The sequence below is a fragment of the Rhizobacter sp. P1_G5 genome (genome assembly GCF_056405435.1).
In genome coordinates this window covers 1-10,517 of sequence record NZ_JBFUCB010000164.1, presented here as the reverse complement: position 1 = coordinate 10,517, position 10,517 = coordinate 1, and the positions used below count along the sequence as shown (strand labels likewise).

Here is a 10,517-nt window from a genome sequence, read left to right as displayed (position 1 = left end):
GCGCTTCGAAATTCCGGCTGGTGTGTGCCGCGACCTCCTCGACGGTACAGCCCTTCAACTCGGCGAGCTGCTTCGCGACGTAAGGCACGTAGGCCGGCGTGTTGGTCTTGCCGCGGTACGGCACCGGCGCCAGGTACGGGCTGTCGGTCTCGATCAGGCAGCGGTCCAGCGGCACGTAGCGCGCCACCTCCTTCAGCTCGACGGCGCTCTTGAAGGTCAGGATGCCGGAGAACGAGATCAGGAAGCCGAGGTCGAGCGCCTCGCGCGCCACGGCCATCGTCTCGGTGAAGCAATGGAACACGCCGCGCGAGCGGCCGGCGCCCTGCTCCTTCAGCAGCGCGACGGTATCGTCCGACGCGCTGCGGGTGTGGATCACGAGCGGCAGGTCGCGCTCGAGCCCGGCGCGGATGTGCACCCGGAAGCGCTCGCGCTGCCACTCCATGTCGGCGATGCTGCGGCCGTTGAGGCGGTAGTAGTCGAGGCCGGTCTCGCCGATCGCGACCACCTTGTCGCGCCGGCTCAGCGCCACCAGCGTCTCGACGCTCGGCTCCAGCACGTCCTCGTTGTCGGGGTGCACGCCGACCGAGGCCCAGAAGTTGTCGTGCCCGGCCGCCAGCGCCTGCACGGCGTCGAACTCCTCGAGCGTCGTGCAGATGCACAGCGCGCGGTCGACCTGCGCGGCGGCCATCTCGGCGCGGATCTCGTCCAGGCGGGCACGCAGCTCGGGGAAGCTCAGGTGGCAGTGGGAGTCGACGAACATGGAAGCGGGGCGGCGCCGGGCACAGCGGACTGGACCAGAGGGGACCAGAGGGGACCAGACGGGATCAGATCGTCTGCGTCGGCTTGGCGGATTGGATGGAGGTGCCGAGGATCTCCTCGATCTTCAGCTTCAGCACGCGGGTCTTCTCGTCGGTCGGGAACCGCACGCCGACGCCCTGGGTGCGGCCGCCCGAGGCATTGGCCGGCGTGATCCACGAGACCTTGCCGGCGACCGGGTAGCGCTGCGGATCGTCGGGCAGCGACAGCAGCAGGTAGATGTCCTCGCCGAGCTTGTACTCGCGCGTGGTCGGCACGAACAGCCCGCCCTCGCTGAACAGCGGGATGAAGGCGGCGTACAGCGCGCCTTTTTCGCGGAAGACCAGCTGGATGACGCTCGGCCGCGAGGCTGCGGCGGGTGCAACTGCGCGGGAGGGAGTGGCAGAGGAATCGCTCATCGGGCCGAGTGTACCGAAGGACCCTTGACATGGCGCGCCGGAGCGAGTGCCTCGCGCGCCTGTTGCACCAAGGATTCCACCATCACCGGCTGATTCCACGGGTGCTCGCCATGCCGGCTCGCGGTGGACAGCGCCGACGCCCAGCGCGTCAGGCCGTACAGCGGCATCGCGGCGGGCAGCGATGCCGGCGGAAAGTAGCGCGGCGCAGCACCGCAAGCCAGGCACAGCGCGTCGTGGCAGAGCTTGTGCATCGCCTCCAGCAGCCGCGGCAGCGGCCACGCGCCGAGCTGGCCCGCGTCGCCGGCGGCGAGCTGCTTCGGCAGGCGCAGCCAGGCCACCGCGTCGACGCCGTCCTGCACCCATTCGAGCGCCTGCAGCGGCTGGCCGCCGGCCGCGGCGAGCAGCACGTCGGGTTGCGCCACCTTGTGCTCGGCGAGCCAGCGGGTGGCCAGCTCGGTGGGCGGCAACGCCAGCGGCAGCGCCTGGCAGCGGCTGCGGATGGTCGGCAGCAACGCATCGGGCGAGCCGCTGCTGAGGATGAAGCGCGCCTGCCCAGGCGGCTCTTCCAGCGTCTTCAGCAGCGTGTTGGCCGAGATGCCGTTCATGCGTTCCGCCGGGTGCAGCAGCACGACCTTGGCGCGCCCGCGCGCCGAGGTGGTCTGCGCGAAATTGACCGCGCCGCGGATTGCCTCGACCTTCAGTTCCTTGCTGGGCTTGGCCTTCGAGGCCTTGGCCTCGCTGTCGCCGCCCTCTTCCGCGGCGTCCCAGCCCAGCGCTTCGCGCAACGCCTCGGGCAGCAGCACCAGCAGGTCGGGGTGCGAGCGCGCCTGCACCAGGTGGCAGCTGGCGCATCGCCCGCAGGCCGGCCGAGATTGCCCGACCGGCGCGGCCTCGCACAGCCATGATTGCGCGAGCGTCAGCCCGAGCTCGAACTGGCCGATGCCCTGCGGCCCGTGGATCAGCAAGGCATGACCGCGCTGTGTGCGCAAGGCTTCATCGAGCGCCGCTGCCAGCCAGGGCAACGGCAGCTTTCCTTCGGGATCTACCACGGGTGCTGCTCCAGGGTGGCGAGAACCTGCTGCCAGACCTGCTCGCGCGGTGCGGCGGCCTCGATGCGAACGATGCGATGCGGCGCCGCCCGATGGCGCGCCTCGTAGCCGGCGCGCACGCGCTCGAAGAACGCGAGGTCCTGCTGCTCGAAACGATCCGGCGCGCGCACTGCGGCGCGGCGTTCGGCCGCCACCGCGGCGGGCAGGTCGAACCAGAAGGTCAGGTCGGGCTGCAGGTCGCGGTGCACCCAGCCTTCCAGCGTGGACAGCACACCGGCATCGAAGCCGCGGCCGCCGCCCTGGTAGGCGAAGCTCGCATCGGTGAAGCGGTCGCACAGCACGGTGCGGCCGGCGGCCAGCGCCGGCTCGATGACCTGCGCAAGGTGATCGCGGCGCGCACCGAACACCAGCAGCGCCTCGGTCAGCGGATCCATCGGCGAGTGCAGCAGCAGCTCGCGCAGTTGCTCGGCCAGTGGCGTGCCGCCCGGCTCGCGGGTCAGCACGACAGGCCGGCCGGCCTGTCGCAGGTGCTCGGCCAGCGCGTCGATGTGCGTGGATTTGCCGGCGCCGTCGATGCCTTCGAAGGTGATGAATCGTCCGCGCACGGGCACTGGGCTGCTACTTCTGGTATTGGTTGACCGCGCGATTATGCTCGGCCAGCGTCTCGCTGAACTGGCTGCTGCCGTCGCCGCGGRCCACGAAATACAAGGCCTTGGTGGCTTCGGGCCGCACCGCGGCGAGCAGCGAGGCGCGCCCCGGCATCGCGATCGGCGTCGGCGGCAGGCCGGTGCGCAGGTAGGTGTTGTACGGGCCGTCGGTGGTCAGGTCGCGCTTGCGCAGGTTGCCGTCGAAGCTCTCGCCGAGCCCGTAGATCACCGTCGGGTCGGTCTGCAGCGCCATGCCGATGCGCAGCCGGTTCGTGAACACGCCGGCCACGCGGCTGCGGTCGGCCGGCGTGCCGGTTTCCTTCTCGACGATCGACGCCAGCGTCAGCGCCTCGTCGGCATTGCGCAGCGGCGTGTTCGCGGCGCGCTCGGCCCAGGCCAGCTCCAGCTGGCGCTGCATCGCGCGCTGCGCCCGCTTCAGCACCGCGACATCGCTCGCGCCCTTGCTGTAGGCATAGGTGTCGRGATAGAAGCGGCCCTCCGGCGCCACGCCGGCCGCGCCGATCGCGGCCATCAGCTGCGCGTCGGTCATGCCGGTGGTGGTCTGCTTCAGGTTCTCGGCCTTCGCGAGTTCGGCGCGGAACTGGCGGAAGGTCCAGCCTTCGATCAGGCGCACCGTGGCCAGCACCTCGTCGCCGCGCACCATCTTGTCGAGCAGGCCGCGCGGCGTGATGCCGCGCACGATCGCATAGCTGCCGGCGCGGATCTTGCGCGCCTGGCCGGACCAGCGGAACCATTCATACAGCAGGACCGGCGGGGCCTGCACACCGGCCTGGGTCCAGGCGAATGCGACCTCGCGCGGCGAGGTGCCGGGCTCGATCGACACCTCGACCGCATCGGCATTCAGCGGCAGCGGCTGCTGCAGCCACCAATACACGCCACCGGCCGCAGCGCCGGCGACGAGGAGGGCCAGCACGAACACCAGCAAGAAGAGACGGCGCAGGAATTTCACGGCGGGAGGATCGGAAAAAGGTCCGGAGACCCCGGTCGGGACCCGATGACGGGCGCTGATGATAATCGGCACTTCTGCACGGCTTGTATCCAATGCGCACAACCCATCCCCTCGACGGCATCGCGACCCTGAACGACTGGGGCGTGATCCGCGCCCGCGGCGCCGACGCCGCCTCCTTCCTGCACGGCCAGTTGACCAGCGACGTCACGCAACTCGGCGCCGGCCGCGCCCGGCTGGCCGGCTACTGCTCGGCGAAGGGCCGGCTGCTCGCGAGCTTCGTGGTGTGGCAACCGGCCCCTGACGAGCTGCTGCTCGCCTGCAGCGCCGACCTGCTGGCGCCGACGCTGAAGCGCTTGTCGATGTTCGTGCTGCGCGCCCAGTGCAAGCTGAGCGATGCCTCGGCCGAGCTCGCGCTGCACGGCATCGCCGGCCCGTCGGCCCGGTCGTGGCTCGGCGCCGCCGCGCTGCCCGCGCCGTGGTTGCGCAGCGAACACGCCGGCGGCCACCTGGTGCGCCTGCCGGATGCCGATGGACACGAACGTTACCTGTGGGCCGCCGCCACCGGCACCGCGGCCCCTGCCCTCCCCACGTTGTCGCCCGACACCTGGCGCGAAGGCGAGATCGCGAGCGCGGTGCCGCGTATCGAGGCGGCCACGGTCGACCAGTTCGTGCCGCAGATGCTCAACTTCGAGCTGGTCGGCGGCGTCGACTTCAAGAAGGGCTGCTACCCCGGGCAGGAGATCGTCGCGCGCAGCCAGTACCGCGGCACCATCAAGCGCCGCAGCTTCCTGTTCGACTCCGCCGTGCCGGCGCGCGCCGGGCAGGAGATCTTCCACAGCGCGGATCCCGGCCAGCCGGCGGGGCTGGTCGTCAACGCCGCGGGGCAGCGCGTGCTGGCCGAGGTCAAACTCGCCGCGCTCGACGCCGGCAGCCTGCACCTGGGTGCCGCCGACGGGCCGGTGCTCACGCGCCAGCCGATGCCCTACGACGTCGACGTGGACGTGACGGCCTGATCGGCAAGGCCGCCCAGGGCATTCCAGGCACGACTTCACGGACCCGCATCGGCGGCGGCATCGTGCGCGAATTGTTCATCTACTATCGGGCGAAGGTCGAAGACGCGCAGGCGTTGTCGGCCGCGGTTCTCGCAGCGCAGGCAAAGGTGCAGTCGGCCTGTCCCGGGCTCCAGGCCCGGCTGCTGCGCCGACCCGACTCCCGCGACGAACACCACACCTGGATGGAAATCTACGCCCTCGCGCCCCACGGCATCGACGACACGCTCGCGCAGCAGATCGAAGCGCAGCTCGCTGCCGCGCTCGCGCCGTGGATCGTCGGCCCCCGCCACGCCGAGGGCTTCGTACCATGTGCCTCGTAGCGCTGGCGATCGACCAGTCGCGGCGCTTCCCGCTGGTCGTCGCGGCGAACCGCGACGAGTTCTTCAAGCGCCCGACCGCCCGCCTGGCCTGGTGGTCGCCCGGTGCCGGCCGACCCGACATCCTCGGCGGGCGCGACCTCGAAGCCGGCGGCACCTGGCTCGGCCTGACGGCCGCCGGGCGCCTCGCCTTCGTCACCAACGTGCGCGATCCGTCGCGCCAGGATCCGCAGGCGCCGTCGCGCGGCGACATCGTGCCGCGCTGGCTGGCGGGTGACCTGCAGACCGACCGCTTCTGGATGCGCACTGCGCTGGCCGGCCACAACGGCTTCAACCTGGTGGCGGCCGATTTCCAGCGCGGCGAATGCTTCTGGGCCTCGAACCACGAGGTGCATCCGGTGCGGCTCGAGCGCGGGTTGTTCGGCCTGTCGAACGGCCGGCTCGATGCCCCGTGGCCCAAGGTCGATCTGCTGAAGGCGCGCGTCGATGCGGCGCTGTCGACGAGCGACAGCGTCGACACGCTCAGCGCCCGGCTGTTCGAGGCGCTCGGCGACCGCACGCTGGCCGACGACGCGCTGCTGCCGTCGACCGGCGTGTCGCACGAGTGGGAGAAGCTGCTGTCGGCCGCGTTCATCCGCACGCCGGACGGCAGCTACGGCACCCGCTGCTCGACGCTCGTGATCACCGAGCGCGTCAACAAGCGGCTCGTCACGCACGTGCTCGAGCGCACCTACGGCGCCGCCGGCGGCATGGCGCTGCTGCGCCGCTCGACACTGAAGGACTGGCCGCCGCGCTACAGCGAGGAGCCGCCGGCCGAGGCCCCGGTCCAGGGCAGCGTCGACGAGGCGGAAGAGCCGTCGAGCGGCACCGAGGCCGCGCCCCGCAAGAGGCGGGTGCGCAGCCTGCTGAAGCCCGAGCGGCCGCGCCGCACGCGGACGGTCGGCGGCTGAGTGGCTGAGTGGCTGAGTGGCTGAGTGGCTGAGTGGCTGACTTAGAGGCTGCGGACCATCTCGACGTGCGGGATGTCCACTTCCTCGAACACCGGCCCGCGCGGCGCGAAGCCGGCCCGCGTGTAGAACGCCTCGGCCGAGGTCTGCGCATGCAGCACCGCCTCGCGGTAGCCCTGCTCGCGCGCCGCCCTCATCAGCGCATCGAGCACCGCGCGGCCGACGCCGCTGCCGCGCATCGCCTGCGTCACCGCCATGCGGCCGATCTTCGCGACGCCGGGCACGTGCTCCAGCAGCCGGCCGGTGGCGAGCGCCGCGCCGAAATGGTTGTACGCGACGGCGTGGATGCAGTCGGCATCGGCGTCGTCCCATTCGCGCTCCGGCGGGATCTTCTGCTCCTCGACGAACACCTCGGTGCGGATGCGCTGCGCATCGCGGCCGAGCTCCGACCAGGGGCCGACGCGCACCTCCACCATCGGCTTGCCGGCCTCGAAATCCTGCAGCAGCTCGCGCAGCTCCTGCGGCACCGGCTTCGAGCTGTGCGCGACCGGATCGGCGAACACGTAGACCAGCTCGGCACGGACCAGCAACTGGTCCTGGCGGAAAGCGGCCGCGCTGAACACCATCGACGAGGTGCCGATGCGCCCGCAGCGCACGCCGATGTCGAGCACGTCGTCGTAGCGCGCCGAGCCTTCGTACTCGAGCGTGGACTTGCGCACGAACAGGTCGCCGCCCAGGTAGTGCATCGTCGACGCGTACGGCATCGCGAGCGCGCGCCAGTAGCCGGCCACCGCAGTATCGAAGTACATCAGGTAGTGGCCGTTGAAGACGATCTGCTGCAGGTCGACCTCGGCCCAGCGCACGCGCAGCCGCTCGATGAATCGGAAATCGGTGCGTTTCATGACAGCAAGGCCTTCTTCAGTGCGGCGGCGATGGCGTCCTGCGCGGCGACGGCTTCATCGAGCTCGCGCGCCATCTTGATGAAATCGTGCGTGACGCCGCGGTACAGCTCCAGCTCGACGGCGACGCCGGCGGCGCGCAGCCGGTCGGCATAGGCCACGCCTTCGTCGACCAGCGGATCGCATTCGGCCAGCACCACGCAGGCCGGCGCGACGCCATCGAGGTCGGGTGCGTTCAGCGGGGCGAAGCGCCAGTCGCTGCGGTCCGCATGATCGATGTAGTGGCCGAAGAACCATTCGATGCCCTGGGCGTCGAGCAGGAAGCCTTCGCCGAACTCGCGATGCGACGGCGTGTCGGCGTACGCCGTCGTGCCGGGCGTGATCAGCACCTGCAGCGCGAGCGGCAAGCCGATGTCGCGCGCGTGGATCGCGCTGACGGCGACCAGCGTGCCGCCGGCGCTGTCGCCACCGACGGCCAGGCGGCGGGCATCGAGCCCCATCGTCTCGGCGCGCGCGGCCAGCCAGCCCAGCGCGGCCCAGGCGTCGTTCACCGCGGTCGGGAAGCGATGTTCCGGCGCGAGCCGGTAGTCGATCGCGACCACCGCGGTGCCGCTGCGCAGCGCGAGCTGGCGGCACAGGCTGTCGTGGGTTTCGAGGTTGCCGATCGTGAAGCCGCCGCCGTGCAGGTACATCATCAGCGGCAGCCGCTCGCTCGACGGTGCGTAGAGCCGGGCCCGCAACGGCGTGCCGTCGCTCGCCGGCAGCGTGAAATCCTCGACCCGCGCCAGCGGCGCGCGCGGTGGGTCGATGGTCTCGGCCGCCGCGGTGTAGACCTCGCGGGCCTGCGCGACCGGCATGGTGTGGAACGGAGGCCGCTTGGCGCGGCCGATGCGATACAGCAGGCTGCTCATCGCGGGGGTCAGGGGATGCGAGCTCACGGGGGGCGAGTGTGCCAGAGCATACTGGCCGATCCATCGCAACGCTCCGTTCCGCCATGGCCTTCATCTACTACCTCACGCAGATCCAGCTCGACTTCGGCGCGGTGAAGCTGCTGCCGGCCGAATGCGAGCGCATCGGCATCCGCAAGCCGCTGGTCGTCTCCGATGCCGGGGTGCGCGCGGCCGGTGTCCTCGATCAAGCCCTGGCCGCACTGGGCGCCCTGCCGCACGCGGTGTTCGACGGCACGCCGTTCAACCCGACCGAGGCGGCGGTGCGATCCGCGGTGCAGGTCTGGCGCGAGCACGGCTGCGACGGGCTGATCGCGGTCGGCGGCGGGTCGAGCATCGACCTGGCCAAGGGCGTCGCGATCGCCGCGACGCACGACGGCCCGATGAAGACCTACGCCACCATCGAAGGCGGCAGCACGAGGATCACCGACCGCGTCGCGCCGGTGATCGCCGTGCCGACCACGGCGGGCACCGGCAGCGAGGTCGCGCGCGGCGCGATCGTGATCGTCGACGACGGCCGCAAGCTCGGTTTCCACAACTGGAACCTGATGCCGCGCGCGGCCATCTGCGACCCGGCGCTGACGCTGGGCCTGCCGCCCTTGTTGACGGCCGCGACCGGCATGGACGCGATCGCGCATTGCCTGGAGACCTTCATGGCGCCGGCCGTGAATCCGCCGGCCGACGGCATCGCGCTCGACGGGCTGGAGCGCGGCTGGGGGCACATCGAGCGGGCCGTGCGCAACGGGCAGGACCGCGAGGCGCGCTGGAACATGATGAGCGCGAGCATGCAGGGTGCGATGGCGTTCCAGAAGGGATTGGGCTGCGTGCATTCGCTGAGCCACAGCCTGGGCGGCGTGAACCCGAAGCTGCACCACGGCACGCTGAACGCGATGTTCCTGCCGGCGGTGGTGCGCTTCAATGCCGGCGCCGAATCGATCGTGCGCGAGCGGCGGCTCGCGCGCATGGCGCATGCGATGGGCATCGGCCCGTGCGACTCGAAGGGCACCGAGGTGGCCGAGGCGATCCGCGAGATGAACGCGCGGCTCGGCCTGGCCCCGGGGCTGGCGGCCCTCGGCGTGACCGAGGACCTGTTCGAGCGCGTGATCGACGGCGCGATGGTCGACCACTGCCACAAGACGAACCCGCGCCTCGCGACGCGGGACGACTACCGCGAGATGCTCGCGGCGTCGATGTAGGTATCGCGCTTCAAGCCAGCCGCCGGTCGTAGAGCCAAGGCCGCAGCTTGGCCGCCCGGAGGCCCGCCGCATCGGGGTGCAGGGGATTGATCAGTACGTTGCAATCTTCCGGAACGATCACCGACGGCACGACCAGCAAGGCCGACGGCGCCGTGCGCAGCCAGGCATCGCCGATGTCGAGCGACACCTTGCCCTCCGGGATGGCACTCCAGCCCACCGGCAGTTCCGCTGCCGAGTACGCGTGACGGGCCGCCCACGCCGATGCCGGCACCTCGATGCGCACGAGGAAGCGGTTCAGCGGAAGGTCACTGGCATTCARGTGCACCACCGTTTCCAGGCAGGCGAGTGAAGCGGTCGACGCCGCATAGACGAGCGGCCGGCCAGGCCGGTTCCAGCGGCCGCCGGTCTGCTCGGCGCCTTTGCCGCTCAGGTCGTGCGCCTCGTACTCGCGGGTGTCCGTGGCGATGCGCCACAGCACATGGGTCACGAATAGGCCCCGCTCTGCATCCGGGCGACCAGCTGGGAGACGAGCCACTGGCCTTCGGCGGTGTCCATCAGCTCGGCAGGGCGTTGCCCTCCCAGCGCCGACAGTGGCCGGTCCAGCCAGCCCGCCACCCAGGCTGCCGCGTCGAAGCCCGCCGCATCACCCGACTCATCGACCATCGCCTGCACCTGCCCCACCAGGCGGGCCATGCCCAGCACCTTCGATCCCTCATCGGGCGACAGCGGTTTGCGGTCGCGCGCCTTGCGGTCGATGGTGGCACGGGCCAGGCCGAGTGTGCCGATCAGCTTTTCCTTCGGCACCCCCATGCGCTTGGCGATGGCATCGACCACGCCGGCGGGCACCCCGCGCTTGACGATGCGCACCCGCTCCATCGCATCGGCCTGGAAGGCCTCGAGAAAGTCGGTCGTGACGAGCGCGGGCGGGGTCACCGGAAACGAGGCGCGAGCCGACGTGACCTTCACGGCCGGTCGACTCGCCGGCCGGGAGCGGGTTGAAGCGGTGCGCGTTTTTTCGACCATGACCCATCCTTTGAGCGGAAATTATCGCTCAAATGAGCGTTGTCATGGCCGCTTCTTCAGGCGTGTTCCTTCGTGTCGAAGAACTGCTCGTCTTCCGTGGAACCCTTCAAGGCCGCCGTCGACGCCTCGCGCTCGATCGTCGTCGTCACCGCATCGAAATACCCGGTGCCGACCTCGCGCTGGTGCTTCACCGCGGTGAAGCCCTTCTCGGCCGCGGCGAACTCGGCTTCCTGCAGCTCGACGAAGGCGCTCATGT

The 10,517-nt window shown here is 70.8% G+C and carries 13 protein-coding genes and 1 pseudogene; 4 read left to right on the top strand and 10 right to left on the bottom strand.

Features of this window, described 5'->3' with window-relative positions; translation table 11 throughout:
- The 5 genes from AC1D12_RS13680 to mltG form a co-directional block, all read right to left on the bottom strand.
- The coding region (locus AC1D12_RS13680; RefSeq protein ID WP_477840962.1) for a TatD family hydrolase at positions 1 to 760 on the bottom strand (760 nt) is incomplete at its 3' end.
- A gap of 64 nt (positions 761 to 824) precedes the next feature.
- Positions 825 to 1,214, bottom strand: a complete 390-nt coding sequence (locus tag AC1D12_RS13675) for a PilZ domain-containing protein (protein ID WP_047512637.1) — start codon at positions 1,212 to 1,214, stop codon at positions 825 to 827.
- A complete protein-coding gene (locus AC1D12_RS13670; protein ID WP_477828710.1) occupies positions 1,211 to 2,263 on the bottom strand; it encodes a DNA polymerase III delta subunit-related protein in 1,053 nt (350 codons plus the stop codon). The genes AC1D12_RS13675 and AC1D12_RS13670 overlap by 4 nt, the downstream gene beginning before the upstream one ends.
- A complete protein-coding gene (gene tmk / locus AC1D12_RS13665; protein WP_047512924.1) occupies positions 2,257 to 2,868 on the bottom strand; it encodes a dTMP kinase in 612 nt (203 codons plus the stop codon). Before tmk ends, AC1D12_RS13670 begins: the two co-directional genes overlap by 7 nt.
- Before the next feature lie 13 nt (positions 2,869 to 2,881).
- Positions 2,882 to 3,871: an endolytic transglycosylase MltG gene (gene mltG / locus AC1D12_RS13660; protein ID WP_477840964.1), complete on the bottom strand. Its 990-nt coding sequence runs from the start codon at positions 3,869 to 3,871 to the stop codon at positions 2,882 to 2,884.
- A gap of 101 nt (positions 3,872 to 3,972) precedes the next feature.
- Here mltG and ygfZ point away from each other — a divergent pair, with 101 nt between their 5' ends.
- The 3 genes from ygfZ to AC1D12_RS13645 all read left to right on the top strand — a co-directional run bounded on the left by ygfZ (position 3,973) and on the right by AC1D12_RS13645 (position 6,199).
- The gene (gene ygfZ, locus AC1D12_RS13655) at positions 3,973 to 4,893 is read left to right on the top strand and encodes a CAF17-like 4Fe-4S cluster assembly/insertion protein YgfZ (protein WP_477840960.1); all 921 of its coding nucleotides are present in this window, start codon (positions 3,973 to 3,975) and stop codon (positions 4,891 to 4,893) included.
- A gap of 62 nt (positions 4,894 to 4,955) precedes the next feature.
- The gene (locus AC1D12_RS13650) at positions 4,956 to 5,252 is read left to right on the top strand and encodes a DUF4936 family protein (RefSeq protein ID WP_477829191.1); all 297 of its coding nucleotides are present in this window, start codon (positions 4,956 to 4,958) and stop codon (positions 5,250 to 5,252) included.
- Positions 5,240 to 6,199 (top strand): NRDE family protein, encoded by a 960-nt coding sequence (locus tag AC1D12_RS13645; RefSeq protein WP_477829190.1) that lies wholly within the window; start codon positions 5,240 to 5,242, stop codon positions 6,197 to 6,199. The genes AC1D12_RS13650 and AC1D12_RS13645 overlap by 13 nt, the downstream gene beginning before the upstream one ends.
- 41 nt (positions 6,200 to 6,240) lie before the next feature.
- On the opposite strand, the gene AC1D12_RS13640 is transcribed toward AC1D12_RS13645, so the two are convergent.
- Positions 6,241 to 7,098, bottom strand: a complete 858-nt coding sequence (locus AC1D12_RS13640; RefSeq protein ID WP_477826817.1) for a YbgC/FadM family acyl-CoA thioesterase — start codon at positions 7,096 to 7,098, stop codon at positions 6,241 to 6,243.
- A complete protein-coding gene (locus AC1D12_RS13635) occupies positions 7,095 to 8,006 on the bottom strand; it encodes an alpha/beta hydrolase (protein ID WP_477826821.1) in 912 nt (303 codons plus the stop codon). Before AC1D12_RS13635 ends, AC1D12_RS13640 begins: the two co-directional genes overlap by 4 nt.
- Positions 8,007 to 8,089: 83 nt before the next feature.
- Here AC1D12_RS13635 and AC1D12_RS13630 point away from each other — a divergent pair, with 83 nt between their 5' ends.
- Positions 8,090 to 9,238 (top strand): iron-containing alcohol dehydrogenase, encoded by a 1,149-nt coding sequence (locus AC1D12_RS13630; protein WP_477826818.1) that lies wholly within the window; start codon positions 8,090 to 8,092, stop codon positions 9,236 to 9,238.
- A gap of 10 nt (positions 9,239 to 9,248) precedes the next feature.
- Here AC1D12_RS13630 and AC1D12_RS13625 read toward each other — a convergent pair whose 3' ends face one another.
- The 3 genes and pseudogenes from AC1D12_RS13625 to AC1D12_RS13615 form a co-directional block, all read right to left on the bottom strand.
- Complete coding sequence (locus AC1D12_RS13625; protein ID WP_477826819.1) at positions 9,249 to 9,725, bottom strand: RES family NAD+ phosphorylase; 477 nt, start codon at positions 9,723 to 9,725, stop codon at positions 9,249 to 9,251.
- Positions 9,722 to 10,261, bottom strand: coding sequence for an Xre family toxin-antitoxin system antitoxin (locus AC1D12_RS13620; protein ID WP_082004751.1), 540 nt, complete (start codon positions 10,259 to 10,261; stop codon positions 9,722 to 9,724). The genes AC1D12_RS13625 and AC1D12_RS13620 overlap by 4 nt, the downstream gene beginning before the upstream one ends.
- 56 nt (positions 10,262 to 10,317) lie before the next feature.
- Positions 10,318 to 10,517 (bottom strand): annotated as a pseudogene (locus AC1D12_RS13615) (isocitrate lyase); the annotation flags it as partial.